At 68.9% G+C, this 13,605-nt stretch carries 15 protein-coding genes; 7 read left to right on the forward strand and 8 right to left on the reverse strand.

All coding sequences use genetic code 11. The features are described from left to right. Positions 1–176 precede the first annotated feature (176 nt). On the reverse strand, positions 177–1,460 hold the full coding sequence (locus tag BMY74_RS00005) for a D-arabinono-1,4-lactone oxidase (RefSeq protein WP_245785794.1): 1,284 nt from the start codon (positions 1,458–1,460) through the stop codon (positions 177–179). An 86-nt stretch (positions 1,461–1,546) separates the two neighbouring features. Here BMY74_RS00005 and BMY74_RS00010 point away from each other — a divergent pair, with 86 nt between their 5' ends. Continuing rightward, complete coding sequence (locus tag BMY74_RS00010) at positions 1,547–2,728, forward strand: amino acid deaminase/aldolase (RefSeq protein WP_089907491.1); 1,182 nt, start codon at positions 1,547–1,549, stop codon at positions 2,726–2,728. Here the strand turns inward: BMY74_RS00010 and BMY74_RS00015 are convergent. Further along, positions 2,725–3,369: a TetR/AcrR family transcriptional regulator gene (locus BMY74_RS00015; protein WP_089907494.1), complete on the reverse strand. Its 645-nt coding sequence runs from the start codon at positions 3,367–3,369 to the stop codon at positions 2,725–2,727. The two genes, BMY74_RS00010 and BMY74_RS00015, sit on opposite strands and share 4 nt — an antisense overlap. An 82-nt stretch (positions 3,370–3,451) precedes the next feature. Here BMY74_RS00015 and BMY74_RS00020 point away from each other — a divergent pair, with 82 nt between their 5' ends. Genes BMY74_RS00020 through BMY74_RS00030 form a run of 3 tightly spaced genes read left to right on the forward strand, consistent with a single transcriptional unit; the run spans position 3,452 to position 6,682 of the window. Continuing rightward, the gene (locus BMY74_RS00020; protein ID WP_089907497.1) at positions 3,452–4,699 is read left to right on the forward strand and encodes a GH1 family beta-glucosidase; all 1,248 of its coding nucleotides are present in this window, start codon (positions 3,452–3,454) and stop codon (positions 4,697–4,699) included. A 40-nt stretch (positions 4,700–4,739) separates the two neighbouring features. Then, complete coding sequence (locus tag BMY74_RS00025) at positions 4,740–5,900, forward strand: MFS transporter (protein WP_089910153.1); 1,161 nt, start codon at positions 4,740–4,742, stop codon at positions 5,898–5,900. Continuing rightward, complete coding sequence (locus tag BMY74_RS00030) at positions 5,900–6,682, forward strand: SDR family NAD(P)-dependent oxidoreductase (RefSeq protein WP_089907499.1); 783 nt, start codon at positions 5,900–5,902, stop codon at positions 6,680–6,682. The genes BMY74_RS00025 and BMY74_RS00030 overlap by 1 nt, the downstream gene beginning before the upstream one ends. 246 nt (positions 6,683–6,928) lie before the next feature. Here BMY74_RS00030 and BMY74_RS45950 read toward each other — a convergent pair whose 3' ends face one another. Then, a complete protein-coding gene (locus BMY74_RS45950; RefSeq protein WP_030480258.1) occupies positions 6,929–7,288 on the reverse strand; it encodes a hypothetical protein in 360 nt (119 codons plus the stop codon). Positions 7,289–7,301: 13 nt separating this feature from the next. Then, positions 7,302–7,577 (reverse strand): hypothetical protein, encoded by a 276-nt coding sequence (locus BMY74_RS00040; RefSeq protein ID WP_245785796.1) that lies wholly within the window; start codon positions 7,575–7,577, stop codon positions 7,302–7,304. Between the two features lie 207 nt (positions 7,578–7,784). Here BMY74_RS00040 and BMY74_RS00045 point away from each other — a divergent pair, with 207 nt between their 5' ends. Both BMY74_RS00045 and BMY74_RS00050 read left to right on the forward strand, forming a co-directional pair. After that, a complete protein-coding gene (locus BMY74_RS00045; RefSeq protein WP_089907501.1) occupies positions 7,785–9,167 on the forward strand; it encodes an NsdA family TPR-like regulatory protein in 1,383 nt (460 codons plus the stop codon). Between the two features lie 99 nt (positions 9,168–9,266). Then, on the forward strand, positions 9,267–9,599 hold the full coding sequence (locus tag BMY74_RS00050; RefSeq protein WP_245785797.1) for a hypothetical protein: 333 nt from the start codon (positions 9,267–9,269) through the stop codon (positions 9,597–9,599). Positions 9,600–9,690: 91 nt separating this feature from the next. On the opposite strand, the gene BMY74_RS00055 is transcribed toward BMY74_RS00050, so the two are convergent. Continuing rightward, complete coding sequence (locus tag BMY74_RS00055; protein ID WP_089910159.1) at positions 9,691–10,401, reverse strand: SDR family oxidoreductase; 711 nt, start codon at positions 10,399–10,401, stop codon at positions 9,691–9,693. 87 nt (positions 10,402–10,488) lie between these two features. Here BMY74_RS00055 and BMY74_RS00060 point away from each other — a divergent pair, with 87 nt between their 5' ends. Beyond that, a complete protein-coding gene (locus BMY74_RS00060; RefSeq protein WP_089907504.1) occupies positions 10,489–11,316 on the forward strand; it encodes a LysR family transcriptional regulator in 828 nt (275 codons plus the stop codon). Here BMY74_RS00060 and BMY74_RS00065 read toward each other — a convergent pair. Genes BMY74_RS00065 through BMY74_RS00075 form a run of 3 tightly spaced genes read right to left on the reverse strand, consistent with a single transcriptional unit; the run spans position 11,309 to position 13,586 of the window. Next, a complete protein-coding gene (locus BMY74_RS00065; protein WP_089907506.1) occupies positions 11,309–12,328 on the reverse strand; it encodes a copper resistance D family protein in 1,020 nt (339 codons plus the stop codon). The genes BMY74_RS00060 and BMY74_RS00065 overlap by 8 nt on opposite strands. Beyond that, positions 12,325–12,855, reverse strand: a complete 531-nt coding sequence (locus tag BMY74_RS00070) for a copper resistance CopC family protein (protein ID WP_089907508.1) — start codon at positions 12,853–12,855, stop codon at positions 12,325–12,327. The genes BMY74_RS00065 and BMY74_RS00070 overlap by 4 nt, the downstream gene beginning before the upstream one ends. Beyond that, a complete protein-coding gene (locus BMY74_RS00075) occupies positions 12,852–13,586 on the reverse strand; it encodes a YcnI family copper-binding membrane protein (RefSeq protein ID WP_089907511.1) in 735 nt (244 codons plus the stop codon). Before BMY74_RS00075 ends, BMY74_RS00070 begins: the two co-directional genes overlap by 4 nt. Positions 13,587–13,605: the final 19 nt, after the last annotated feature.

Consider the following 13,605-nt stretch of genomic DNA (forward strand, 5'->3'; position numbering starts at 1 on the left):
ATCCCAAGTCGCACCAAGAGCGGGCCACACCTGAGGAGGGGTGTCAAACCGCCGAAAAGCGTGGCGGTTTGACACCCCTCCTCAGGTGCAGCAAGTGCTGTGGCGCGACTCGTGATGGGATCCCACCGCCGGTTCCTCTTTGCTCAGGACGGCTCGCCTTCGGCGTCGCGCGTTGGTCAGGCGCCCAGCACTCGGTCCAGGTAGGCGTTGCTGAACGTCCTGCCCGGGTCCACCTCGTTCCGTACCCGCAGGAAGTCGTCGAAGTGCGGGTACAGCGGGCGGAGCTCGGTCGCGGTGAGGTCGTGCATCTTGCCCCAGTGCGGGCGGCCGCCCACCGATGCCGCGATGCTCGCGTACGCGTCGAAGAACGCCTTGTACTGCATGCCCAGTGCTTGGTGCATCGAGATGTATGCGGTGTCTCGGCCGTTTGCCGTGGAGAGCCAGATGTCGTCGGCCTGGGCCACTCGCACCTCGCACGGGACGATCAGGTGGTCGCGCTCTCCCAGCTTGGCGGCGACGGCGCGGAGTTCGCCGATCACGTCCAGGAGGGTTTCGCGGGGGATGGAGAACTCCGTCTCCACGAAGCGGACTCGGCGCGGGGTCACGAAGACGTTGTGCGAGTAGTCCGAATAGGACCGTTCGGAGATGAGGGAGCCGCAGAGTTCGTTGAGGCGCTTGGTGTAGCGGGGGAAGCTGCGAGCTACCTTCGTGACGGCGCCGAACGCGGCGTTCTCCATCACCTCGTACTCCCACGTCTGGCGGAGTTTCGAGAGCGGCCTTGCCGGGTCGGTGATCCTGTTGTTGCGCTTGAGGATCACTCGGTCCGAGTGGGTGAACCAGTGGAACTCGACGTGGTCTTCGACTGCGCAGAGGTCGTCGAACTGTTCCAGGACGGCGTCCAGGCGGCCTGGGGATTCCTGGGCTTGCAGGACGAACGAGGGTACGCAGCGCAAGGTCAGGGTGCTGATGATGCCCAGTGCGCCGAGGCCCACTCGGGCCGCGTTGAAGAGGTCTGGGCGTTCCGTTCGGGAGCAGGTGACCACTGAACCGTCGGCGAGGACGAGTTCGAGGGACTCGATCGCTGTGGCTAGGACGCCGAGTTTGGCGCCTGTGCCGTGGGTCGAGGTGGAGACCGCGCCGGCGACCGTTTGGGCGTCGATGTCGCCCAGGTTCGGCATGGCCAGGCCGAGGCGGTGGAGGTCTGCGTTGAACTGCCGCAGGGGAGTGCCGGAGCGGACGGTCACCAGGCCGGTTTCGGTGTCCGCTCGGACGATTCCCGTCCAGCGGTCCAGGTCCAGGGCGGTTTCTGGCGCCACGGCGATGTCGTTGAACGAGTGGCCGCTGCCTCGGGCCCTCACTCGGCCCGTGGAGAGGACGGCCGCGGCGATCTCGTCCGTGCTGGACGGGTGGACCACGCGCACGGGGGTGCAGGTGGCCGTTCTAGCCCAGTTCGTCCACACGCGAACCTCCACGAGAGAGTGTGACCTGCCAGTAACGTAAGTGAAAGCTCTTCACGTTTCAAGGGTTGAGGACGTACCGTCAGGGCATGCGCAGAACTCGACTCGACGCCGCGACGAAGGATCTGGATCCTCCGTTCGCGATCGTCGACCTGGACGCCTTCGACCACAACGCGGCGGACCTCGCCCGTCGCGCTGCCGGTCATCCCATCCGGGTCGCGAGCAAGTCGATCCGCGTGCGCGAGCTGGTGAGCCGGGCTCTCGAACGGCCCGGTTACGCCGGTGTCATGTGCTACTCGCTGGCCGAGGCGCTGTGGTTGTCGGAGCAGAACGTCAGCGAGGACCTGCTGGTCGCCTACCCGACGGCGGACCGGGCGTCGCTGCAGAAGCTCGCCGCCAACGAGACCGCGCGGCAGCGCGTCACGATCATGGTCGACTCGCTCGAGCACCTCGACTTCGTGGACGCGGCGATCGGGCCGCACGCCGACATCCGGGTGTGCCTCGAGCTCGACGTGTCGTGGCGGCCGCTGCCGGGGGTGCACATCGGTCCGCGCCGGTCTTCGGTCCACACGGCCCAGCAGGCGAAAGCGCTTGCGGCCAAGATCGTGCAGCGTGGCGGGTTCACGCTCGTCGGCGTGATGGCGTACGAGGGGCAGATCGCCGGGCTGGGGGACAACCCGCCTGGTCAGCCGTTCCGGGCGCTCGGGATCCGGTTCATCCAGCGCAGGTCCGGGCCCGAGCTGATCGCGCGGCGGACGGCCGTGGTCAGCGCGGTCCGGCAGGTCGCCGAGCTGGAGTTCGTCAACGGTGGCGGGACCGGCAGCCTGGAGCTGACCGGGTCGGACCCGTCGGTGACGGAGCTCGCGGCGGGCAGCGGGCTCTTCGGGCCGACGCTGTTCGACGCCTACCAGTCCTTCAAGCCGGAACCCGCCGCGCTGTTCGCGCTCTCGGTCGTGCGCAAGCCGACGAAGCGGGTCGCCACGCTCTTCGCCGGCGGCTACATCGCGTCCGGCACGCCCACGCCCGACCGCCAGCCGTCGCCGTACCTGCCGGAAGGGCTGAAGACGCTCGGGTTCGAGGGCGCGGGCGAGGTGCAGACGCCGGTCACCGGCAAGGCCGCGGAACAGCTCGGGATCGGCGACCGCGTCTGGATGCGGCACGCCAAGGCCGGTGAGCTGTTCGAGCGGTTCGACGAGGTGCACCTGGTGCGCGGTGACGGCATCGAGCGCACCGTGCCCACGTACCGCGGCGAGCGCCGCAACTTCGGCTAGGCCGGCAGGCGCGACGACAGGTAGCCCCTGACCAGCGCCTTCGCCTCGACGAGGATCGCCTGGTCGCCGTTCGGGTTGTTGCGGAACGCCATCTTCAACACGGCGTCGGCCGCCTCGACGGCGATGGCGATCGGCAGGCCGACCTCGCCGAACGGGATGGCGAACTTGCCCGAGATCAGCTCCGAGATCTTGTCGGAGATGACGGCGTTGTTGTCGCGGCGGTCGTCGAGCAGGCGCATGTCCACGACGTCGCCGAAGTGCAGCTTCCCGAACGCGGGGATCTCACGGTGCATCGTCACGTAGACGTCGAACACCGTGTCCACGGCGTCCCACCAGTGCTCGAGCGTCGCCTGCTCGAGCCGTTCGGTGATGCCCTGGGAGAACTTGTCGACGTTGCGCAGCGTCAGCGCCTGCACGACGGCTCTCTTGTCGGGGAAGAACTGGTAGAGCGAGCCGACCGCGACGCCCGCCCTCTCCGCGATCAGCGTCGTGGTGACGCCGTCGTAGCCCACCTCGTCGATGAGAGTCGCGCACGCCTCGAGCATGCGCTCGACTCTCTTGGCGCTGCGCTGCTGGACGGGCTGACGGCGAAGCGGGGTGGTGCTCGTCACGGCGACTCCCAGTGGTTCGGGTACTTCCATCTTGCCCGTTGCACAGCTCTTTCACTTCCCTGAACCTGTCAACACGCCTACGATCCGAACAAGTTTCACATTTGGAGGATCGATGAGCGACTTCCTCTGGGGAGTGTCGACGTCCGCGTTCCAGATCGAGGGCGCGTTCGATGCCGGCGGCCGGGGTCCCTCGGTGTGGGACGAGTTCACTCCGGTACACGAGAACCAGAACGCTTCCGTTGCGTGCGACCACTACCACCGGTGGCGTGAGGACGTTGCGCTCATGACGCAGCTCGGCGTGAACGCGTACCGGTTCTCGGTCGCGTGGCCGCGCATCCAGCCGTCCGGCAAGGGACCTGTCAACGCCGAGGGCCTCGACTTCTACGACCGCCTGGTCGACGCGCTCGTCGACGCCGGAATCGCCCCCGTGGTGACGTTGTACCACTGGGACACGCCTCTGGCCCTGGAAGCTGAGGGCGGGTGGCTGAACCGCGACATCGCCGACAGGTTCGCCGACTACGCGGCACTGGTCGTGGAGCGCCTGGCCGATCGCGTGAAGCTGTGGATCCCGATCAACGAACCCGCGATGGTGACGTTGCAGGGCTACGCGATCGGTGAGCACGCCCCTGGCAAGACGTTGCTCTTCGACGCGTTGCCCACCGCCCACCACCTGAACCTGGCCCACGGCCGTGCGGTCGAAGTGCTCCGTTCGTCCGGCGCGCAAGCGGTTGGCACGGCGAACAACCACACCCCCGCGTGGCCTGCTGGGCCGAATGACGTAGCAGCCGCCGAGGCGTACGGCGAAATCCACAACTGGATCTACGCGGACCCCGTGCTGTCGGGCCGATATCCCGACGCAGTCGCCGAACTCCTGCCTATCGCCGATGGTGACCTGGCCACGATCCACCAGCCGCTCGACTTCTACGGCGTCAACTACTACAACCCGACGCGGCTCAGGGCGCCGTCCGAGGGCAACCCCCTGCCGTTCGAACTGGTGGAGATCGACGAGTACGAGCGCACCGGGTTCGGCTGGCCGATCGTGCCGGCCGGGCTGACCGAGATGATCAACGCGCTGCGCGAACGCCACCCGGACCTGCCGCCGGTCCACGTCACCGAGAGCGGGTGCAGCTTCCCGGCAGGTCTCCAGGACGCCGAGCGGATCTCCTACCTCGACGGACACCTCCAGGCGGCCCGGGCGGCGGGCGTCTCCGGGTACTTCGTGTGGTCGCTGCTCGACAACTTCGAGTGGGAGGCCGGGTACTCGCAGCGGTTCGGCCTGGTCGAGGTCGACTACGACACGCAGGTCCGCACGCCCCGCGACTCCTTCCACTGGTACCGCGGGGTGATCAGAGGTGAGTGAGGCGCTCGCCGAACCGGTCGTCCCGGTCCGCAGGGGCTGGATGGCCTGGCTCTTCGCCGCGAACCTCGGGCTGTGGCTCGCGATCTACGCGCCCATCCAGGTGCTGTTGCCGCAGCAGGCCGAACTGCTCGACAAGGCCGACAAGGAACTGGTGTTCGGCATCGTCACCGGCGTCGGCGCGCTGGTGTCGTTGCTGGTCGTGCCGCTCATCGGGTTCCTCAGCGACCGCACGACCTCGCGGTTCGGGCGCCGCCACCCGTGGACGCTGGCCGGCGCCGCTGTCGGTGCCGTCGGCCTGGCCGTTCTCGCCAACGCGCCGTCGGTGCTGGTCATGACCGTCGGCTGGAGCCTGGTCCAGGCGGGGATCGGCGGCATGCTCGCCGCGCTCACCTCCGCGGTGCCGGACCGCGTGCCCGTCGTGCAACGGGCGCAGGTCGGCGGGCTCATCGGCATCAGCCAGATGCTCGGCACGGTGCTGGGTGCGGTCGTGGTGACGTTGCTGGTCAGCGGACTGACCAACGGCTACTTGGCGTGCGCGGTCATCGTGCTGGTGGGGGCCCTTCTGTTCGTGTGGCGAACGCCGGACACGCAGCTCATCGCGAAGCCGGTGAAGCCGACGTTCTGGATCTCCCCGCGCGAGCACCCCGACTTCGCCTGGGCCTGGCTCGGCCACTTGATGATCAACCTCGGCAATGCGTTCGGGACGCTCTACCTCCTCTACTTCCTCGGCGACGTCGTCCACCACCCGTCGCCGGAAGACGGTCTCCTGGTGCTGATGGCGCTCTACGGGGTGGCGCTCGCCGCAGGAGCGGTGCTGTTCGGCGCACGAAGTGATCGTTCTGGCCGCCGGAAGCCGTACGTGTACCTCGCGTCGGTCGTCATGGCCCTCGCGGCGCTGTTGCTGGTCGTCTGGCCCACCTGGACCAGCGCGCTCGTCGCCGCGCCGTTGCTCGGCGTCGGCTTCGGCACGTACTGGGCGGTCGCGATCGCGCTGCTGACGCAGGTGCTGCCGGCCGCGTCCGACCGGGCCAAGGACCTGGGCGTCCTCAATGTTGCGAACGCGTTACCGCAGGTCATCGCTCCCTTGCTGACGGCGTTGATCTTGGCGAACCTGGGTGGCTACCGCGGTCTGTTCGCGGTGTCGGCGTTGGCGACGACGCTGGCGGCGGTGTTGATGAGTCGAGTGCGATCGGTGGTCTGATGCGGGTCGAGGGCAAGAACGTTCTGGTCACGGGCGCGTCCCAGGGCATCGGCGCGGAGGCTGCCTTCCGGTTCGCCGCGCACGGCGCTCATGTCCACCTTGTGGCCCGGAGCGCCGAACTGCTCGATCAACAGGTCAAGCGGATCCTGGAGTTCGGCGGCTCGGCGACCGCCCACCAGGCCGATCTGGCCGACGCCGCGCAGATCCGCGCACTCGCCGAGGAGGTCCCGGCACCGGACGTCCTGGTCAACAACGCGGGTGTAGGGCGCTGGCTCTTCCTCGACGACACCGAGCCGGATGAGCTGGTCGCGATGACCGCGGTGCCGTACCTGGCGGCGTTGCTGCTGACCAGGGAGTACCTCGGCGTTATGCGGGCGCGCGGGTCCGGCTGGATCGTCAACGTGAACTCACCGGTGTCGCGCCTGCCGATCCCCGGCTGCGTCGGTTACCAGTCGTCGCGCTGGGCGTTGCGCGGCCTGACCGCGTCCCTGCGCCTCGACCTGCGGGGAACCGGCGTCGGGGTCAGCGAGGTGGTGCCGGGCAAGGTGAGCAGCGAGTACTTCGTCAACAACCCCGGCGCGGAGGAGCGGATCCCGGCGATCGCCCGGCTGATGATCCCGACGGTCACGCCGGCGAGGTGCGCGAAGGCGATCGTGGACGCGGTGGAGAAGGAACGTGCCGAGCACCTGTTCCCGTGGCAGCTCAAGGCGTTCGAGATCTCCGGCCGGCTGTTCCCCGGACTGACGAGCTACCTGGCCTGGAGGACGGGCACCCACCGCTGAGCATGGAAACGGCCCCCTACCTGCGCGGGAGGTGCAGGCGGGGGGCCGGTGTTGGTGACCGCGGACCGGCGACGGTCGGGGAAGGGTGGGTGCACGCCACCGGCCCGCGGGAATCCGTGGAGTTGTGAAGCTGACCGGGGCTCGCGATGTCGCGGTCGGGGGTTCGCACATCGCGAGCCACCGGTCAGTAGGCGGTTTGCAGACCTGGTCGTGTCGGGGGGACGCCAGGTCGGTCGCAAACGCCCGTTAGTGGGCTCGAGCCACCGCGCGGCGGGACCGGGTGACAGGAGGGGTCACCGGGGCCTCGCGCAGGTGGCGAGCCGGGCGCGGGGCGAGTCCGCCCGCAACCAGGTGTTCGTACGCGGCGCGCCACACCGAGCAAGGTGACTTCTGCTGGCGCCAGCGGCCGGAGCACTCAGGGCAGTTGCCCTTCTCGTCCGGCTCGTGCGCTGCCAGCAGAGCACGCCATCCCTCGGTCAGCCGAGGGAGCTCGGATCGAGCCACCGACAGGAGGGACGGGGCGTCAGCGCGGCTCGCCAGCTCCGTGAGCAGGTCGAGGCGTTCCCACACAGCGTTGCGAAGAACCTGTCCGAGGATCGCGTCCATCGAAACGTCACCGTCACCTTTCCGCCTGGTCGGCGGCTTCGCGTAGCGCAGCCCTGAGCTGTACGAGCTGGTCGTGGGACAAGACTGCCGTCTCACCGGGAGGTCCCACCAGAACCACTTGGCCCTGAACGACCTTCACGGTGAGCTGGCGGTCCCGGTCGACCACGTCGCCGCAGCTGATCTGCCACGTCCGACGCTGCCCGGTCGTGCCGCGCCATGTGGGGTCGGGGTCACCCGTCTCCACAATGGAGGTGGAGTACGAGGAGGAGCTGTCCATCTGATTGGTCATTCCTCTCCGTGCTCACTCGCTTACCGGAGTCCAGATTGCGATGATTCATGCCGGAACGGGACGTCACAGCGCCCACCGGTAAAAGTCTTACGGTGAGCGGTAAGCGGTGTTCGGTAGGGCCGATCAGCTCCGCCGAAGAGGACTTCTCGGGCTCGGGGACCTGCCCCTAGTCTGCCGATGACGCCCAACGGACTGTGAGGGTGCGCGATGAACACCATGAGTTCCCAGGGCTCTCCGATCCCCACCGAGGTGTGGGACCACCAGGAGATGCGGGACGCACTGGCCCGACGAGAGATCAGCTCGGTCTACCGGCTGCTCCGAAGGCACGGCGTGTCCCAGCGCCAGATCGCGGCGCTCACTGGGCAGTCGCAGTCCGAGGTCTCGGAGATCCTCAAGGGACGCCAGGTGATGGCATATGACGTCCTGACCAGGATCGCCGTCGGCCTGGGTGTCCCACGTGGATACATGGGTCTCGCCTATGACGAGACAACGGCAGTACGGGTGGCCGCAGCCGCGGACTCACCCCATCCTGAGGAGGAAGAGTCGGTGAAGCGTCGGAAGTTCCTCGCGCACGCCGCCGCCGTGACAGTCGGCGCGGCCGTGTTCGGAGCGGACTCCGGGTCGTGGGTTTCACACCCCACACAGACTCCGGCTCCGGGACGCATCGGCATGACCGATGTGCGCCAGGTCGAAGCGGCGACTCGTGCGTTGCGGGCCCTCGACTACCAGTACGGCGGCGGTTCCTGCCGCGACGCGGTCGTCGCGCAGCTGTCCTGGGGACAGCAGATGCTCGGCGCGAGCTCCACGGACATCGTCCGCCAGCGGCTGTTCGTCGCACTGGCCGACCTGCACAACCTCGCCGGCTGGACGTCGTTCGACACCGGCCTGATGGACTCGGCCCGCAACCACTTCGGTCAGGCGCTCGACCTCGCCAAGCAGGGCGACAACGAGGCCCTGATGGCGAACATCCTGTACCGCATGGGGCGCGTCTACCTGCACCAGAACGCCCCGGACGACGCATTGAAGGTGTTCCAGCTGGGCCAGCTGGCCGCGCAGAACTCCGGTTCCGAACTGGCCGTCGGCATCCTGTGCGCGAACGAGGCCTGGGCCTACGCGAAGATGGGCTCCGACGAGCAGGCGCTCAAGCTGCTCGGCCGCGCCCGTGACGAGTTCTCCCGCTCCAACGTCGCCGAAGCGCCGGCGTGGGCGCGGTTCTTCAACGAGATCGACCTCTCGTCCATGATCGGCACGGTGCACACGGAGCTGGCGCAGTCGGTGGACCCCAAGTACGCGCGGACCGCGATCCCGTACCTCTCCAAGGCGATCAACAGCTTCGGCGACGACATGGCGCGCAGCAAGTCGTTCAACCTCACCTCCATGTCGATCAACCACCTGATCCAGGGCGACATCGACCACGGCGCCAAGGTCGGTGGCCAGGCCGTCGACCTGTCCGAGGGCCTGAAGTCGGTGCGCACCAAGCAGCGCATGGAGCCGCTGCAGAAGGAAGCCGAGAAGCGCCGCAACAACCCCGAGGCCCGCGAGCTCGCCGACCGCGTCGCGCGTTTCACGGGAGCCGACAGCGCCGCCTGATACGGAACTCGTTTGGGTCCTATAGCACCACTTTCGGATGGCGTGGGACACGAAGCGGTAACGCCAGGACCTTCGCACACGAATGCAGCATCGACGGGCGTGCAATCCACGCCTAAGGTGCGGCAGGTCGGGGCGGAGGACGAGGTGCGCGTGAGCCTTACTCGGAGGTGGCGTTCCAAGCGGGCGCTGCGGTCCGCGCAGTTGCTCGACGAGGTGGTGGACACCCAGCTGCCACTGCTCGCGGGCTTCGACGAGGAACGCCGGCGGAGGTCCGCCGACTACCTCGCCGAGCTTGTGGCGCTGGCCCAGGACTACCGCTACTACGCCAACGGCTGGATCGACAGCCGCGAGCTGGACCGCCGCGGACAGCGGACGATGAACCGGCTGGCGCGGATGCGCGAAGAATCTTCGGCTCGGCTGATCACCGATTAGTCCGTTCGTGGGCAGCTCGTCGCGCCGATCGGACCACTCACCGAGTTCGGTCGAAGTCGTGGATGTTTCACGTTGAACATTCGTCCCCTCCTCACCAGGGCACGGTCCCGGTGTCGTCGAACAGGCCGCCGGTAGGACCGTCGTCCGGCAGTGTGGCCAGCCTGATCGCGATCTTCGCCCCTTCCGCGGGCGTGCTCGTCCCCTGGAACCCGTTGAGGTCGGTCGCGACGTAACCGGGGCAGGCGGCGTTGACCTTGATGTTCGTGAGTTCCTTGGCGTACTGCACCGTGAGGGCGTTGAGGAACGTCTTCGACGGCGTGTAGGTGCCGTTGACCTCTCCGAACTCCACCTCCGGCGTGGTCTGCAGCGTCAGTGACGCGAGGTGGCTCGACTGGTTCACGATCCGCGGTCGTGCGGAACGGGCCAGCAACGGCAGCATCGCGTTCGTGACCCGGACGACGCCGATCACGTTGGTCTCCAGCACCTCCCGCAGGCTTCCCGGCGTGGCGGCGGACGGCGCCGCGGGCCACGCGCCGGCGATCGCCGCGTTGTTGACCAGCACGTCCAGGCGGCCGAACCGTTCCTCGAACAGTGCCGCCGCTGCCAGGACGCTCTCGTCGTCGGTCACGTCCAACGGCACGGCGAACGCGTCGACGCCGTTCGCGCGCAGCTTCGCCGCTGCCTCCTCGCCGCGCTGGACGTCCCTCGCGCCGACTCCCACGGTCATGCCAAGACCGGCCGCGATCTCGTAGCCGATGCCCTTGTTCGCGCCGGTGACCAGCGCAATCGTCTGTTCGCTCATGCAGTTGATCGTGGTCGGCGGCGTCGCCGGAACCAACACCACTCCGGTCTGGCAGCGATACCCGGCCGGTATCGATACGGTGGTCGGGTGGAGACCCGAGAGCTCCGATATTTCGTCGCCGTGGCGGAAGAACTGCACTTCGGCCGCGCCGCCGACCGCCTCGGCATCGCCCAGCCGCCGTTGTCGAGGACGATCGCGCAGCTCGAACACCGGCTGGGAGTCGCGTTGCTGACCCGCACCAGCCGCAAGGTCTCGCTCACGGCCGCGGGCGCGGTGCTCCTGGCCGAGAGCAGGGCGATCCTCGGGGCGGTGGCCGCGGCGGAGAGGCGGACGCGGACCGTCGACCGGCCGTCGCTGGTGCTGGCCGCCAAGGCGGGTGGCTCCGGCGAACTGCTCGCGAAGCTGCTCGACGCCTACGCCGCCGAACCCGGTGCGGTCGAAGTCGACCTGCTGCTGTGCGAGGCCCACACGTCGCAACCGCTGCTCGACGGCAGAGCCGACGTGGCGCTGCTGCACGAGCCGTTCGACTCGACCGCGGGTCTCGACGTCGAGCCCCTGCACACCGAGAGCCAGTTCGCGATCGTCGCGAGCTCGCACCCGCTGGCCGGCGCCGAAAGGCTGCGGATGGCGGACGTCGCCGACCTGCCGGAGCTCGTGCGCTGGCCGGAGCCCGACGGCAGCTACCTCCCCGGTCCCGGTGTGGAGGTGCACAACCTGACGCAGCTGTTCCAGCTGATCGCGCTGGGCCGCGCCGTCGCGGTCATGCCGGAGGTCGTCCGTCCCGGGCTGGGTGAAGGACTGGCCGCGGTGCCGGTCGTGGACGCGCCGAAGGTGACGACGGTGATCGCGTGGCCACCGCACAGCAGGTCGCGTGCCGTCGCCGACCTGGTCAGGGTCGCGACGGGCTTCAGCTGACGGGCGCGCGGCTCAGGACGACGGCGAGCCCGAACGCGACGCCCATGATCGTGATCTCCAGGACCGCCCACTGCACGATCGCGGTCACCTTGTGCTGGGAGATCTTCGGCAGCAGCCGCCACCGGACGTGCGCGCCGAGCACCGCGACCAGGCCCGCGCACACGAGCTTGCCGAGGAACAGCAACCCGTAGCCGGTCGTGAACAGCGACCGCGGGAACGGCACGACGGGGTTCAGGACCAGCTCCAGCAGCCCGTTGAACAGGCCCGTCACCGCGACGACGACCAGACTGACGGTCGCGATCTTCGAGAACTTCGGCAGCGCGATCGCCAGCAGTCCCTTGCGGTGGGCGACCAGCGCGATCAGCGCGCCGAGCCCGCCGGTCCACGCCGCGGCGCCCAGCACGTGCAGCTCCATGGAGACCATCGAGTAGTCGTGGTACTTCCAGTTGGAGGCGTGCCCGGTCACGGGGATCGGCAGCAGGCCGAACATCGAGATCAGGATGCGCAGTTCGGCGGGCACGGACTCACCGCTGCGCACGGCCATCACGCCGATGACGAGGTAGGCGAACGCGCAGGCCGCGCTGAAGAGCAGGCCCTTCCCGGCGCCGACGGTCGCGACGTAGTCGACCGCGTTGCCGACGCTGACGTCGCTGCCCGGCCGCAGTTCGGCGGCCTGCAGCACGATCGCCAGCAGGGCCGTGACCACCCAGACGGCGGCGGCCACCACCGCGGCCGGCCGGGCGATCCGCATGACGGGTTCGGTGTGCGTGGGCCGGTCGAAGCCGAGCAGCTTCGGCAGGATCGACAGCCCGACGACGACCGTCGCCGAGACGTCGAGCAGCACCCGCGTGACCGGAAGGCCGTACCGGACCGCCGCCCCGGCGTCGAGGACCCCGGCGACCACCACGGGTGGTGCCAGCACGAGGCCGAGCGCGACCCCCGCGAGCGCGCCGAGCCCCAGGCCGGCGAGCACGCGGTAGTGGGTCGGGGCGGTGGTCCGGACGTCGCTCATGCCTTCGTGTTCCCGCCGCGCAACGCGAAGAACACGCCACCGCCGAGGAGCACCACGGCACCGACGATCCACACCCACACCGGCAGTCCGCCGCCCGAGTCGGAGGAGCCGGTCGAGGCGTCGGCGTTCGCGGGAGCGGTGGGCGTGCCCGTGCCGTCCTTGGTGAGCGTGAAGGTCAGCTCACCGGAGACGGGGTGGCCGTCCGCGGACAGGATCCGGTAGCCGATCTTGTACTCACCGGCCTTGCCCAGGGCGTTGACCTTCGCGGACACCGCGGTGTCCTTGATCGTCGGGTCGCCCGCGACCTCGTAGTGGCCGCCGTTCGCGTCGACGACCGTGATCTCGTTGATGCCCTGGCCGCCCTGCACGTCCTGGTCGAACGTCAGGGTGATGGTCGAGGGACCGACCTCCAGCGAGGACTTGTCCTTCGGATCGCTGCCGATGAGGGCGTTGTGCGCCGCCGCGGGCGCGGCCGTGGCGAGCACGGCCGCACCGGCGAACAGGAACGCGATCAGAGCGCGCTTCATGCCTTGCGCCTCGAACGCAGGATCGCGCCGACGCCGAGGCCCAGGCCGAGGGCGCCGACGGCCAGACCGGCGCCACCGAGGTAGCGGGCGGTCGAGTCGGAGCCGGCCGCGGACGCCTCGTGGGTGTCACCGCTGGTGGCGGCGGTGTTGGACGCGCCGTGGCCGTGGTCGCCCTCGCCGGCCTTCTTCGGGGCGAGCTTCAGCGCGGGTGCCGGGTGCTCCGGCTCCTTGCCGTCGGCGCCCGGAGCCTGCGACCAGTCGACGACCTCGCCGTTCTCGTAGGTCTGCTTGGTCGGGAGCAGCAGGGTGTCCTTGCCCTCCGGCAGCGTGCCGAGCGCGACGTAGAACTCCTGGTACTCGTTGACGCCGATCTTGGTACCGGCTTCGGCGGTCCAGGTGATCGAGGTGAACGCCTCGGTGATCTCCTTGCCGGAGACCGTCACGGGCTTGTCGAGCTTGCCCTTGACGACCTCGGCCTTCCAGCCGGTCAACGGCTTGGTGCGCACCGACGTGAGCGGCGTGTCCTGCGGCAGCGTCACCTCGATCTTGGTGGTGCCGGCGTTGTCTCGCTCGTTCGGGACGCGGAACGCGAAGGTGGCGCGACCGCCCTGGGTGAACTCCGCGGGCTGGGCGCTGACGTGCGCCGATGCGATGGTCGGGGTGCCGAGCACCGCGATCCCGGCAACGGCGAGGACGGCGAGCGTGCGCACGCCGAATCGATTCGTCGACATGAAGTTGTGGCTCCTGATT

Source organism: Lentzea albida (assembly GCF_900111005.1).
Lineage (GTDB): Bacteria > Actinomycetota > Actinomycetes > Mycobacteriales > Pseudonocardiaceae > Lentzea > Lentzea albida.

Bases quoted from the DNA above. Each gene is read 5' to 3' on its own strand.
- BMY74_RS00010 (WP_089907491.1), top strand. From the start codon at position 1,547: ATGCGCAGAACTCGACTCGACGCCGCGACGAAGGATCTGGATCCTCCG.
- BMY74_RS00015 (WP_089907494.1), bottom strand. From the start codon at position 3,369: ATGGAAGTACCCGAACCACTGGGAGTCGCCGTGACGAGCACCACCCCG.
- BMY74_RS00020 (WP_089907497.1), top strand. From the start codon at position 3,452: ATGAGCGACTTCCTCTGGGGAGTGTCGACGTCCGCGTTCCAGATCGAG.
- BMY74_RS00025 (WP_089910153.1), top strand. From the start codon at position 4,740: ATGGCCTGGCTCTTCGCCGCGAACCTCGGGCTGTGGCTCGCGATCTAC.
- BMY74_RS00030 (WP_089907499.1), top strand. From the start codon at position 5,900: ATGCGGGTCGAGGGCAAGAACGTTCTGGTCACGGGCGCGTCCCAGGGC.
- BMY74_RS45950 (WP_030480258.1), bottom strand. From the start codon at position 7,288: ATGGACGCGATCCTCGGACAGGTTCTTCGCAACGCTGTGTGGGAACGC.
- BMY74_RS00040 (WP_245785796.1), bottom strand. From the start codon at position 7,577: ATGACCAATCAGATGGACAGCTCCTCCTCGTACTCCACCTCCATTGTG.
- BMY74_RS00045 (WP_089907501.1), top strand. From the start codon at position 7,785: ATGAACACCATGAGTTCCCAGGGCTCTCCGATCCCCACCGAGGTGTGG.
- BMY74_RS00055 (WP_089910159.1), bottom strand. From the start codon at position 10,401: ATGAGCGAACAGACGATTGCGCTGGTCACCGGCGCGAACAAGGGCATC.
- BMY74_RS00065 (WP_089907506.1), bottom strand. From the start codon at position 12,328: ATGAGCGACGTCCGGACCACCGCCCCGACCCACTACCGCGTGCTCGCC.
- BMY74_RS00070 (WP_089907508.1), bottom strand. From the start codon at position 12,855: ATGAAGCGCGCTCTGATCGCGTTCCTGTTCGCCGGTGCGGCCGTGCTC.
- BMY74_RS00075 (WP_089907511.1), bottom strand. From the start codon at position 13,586: ATGTCGACGAATCGATTCGGCGTGCGCACGCTCGCCGTCCTCGCCGTT.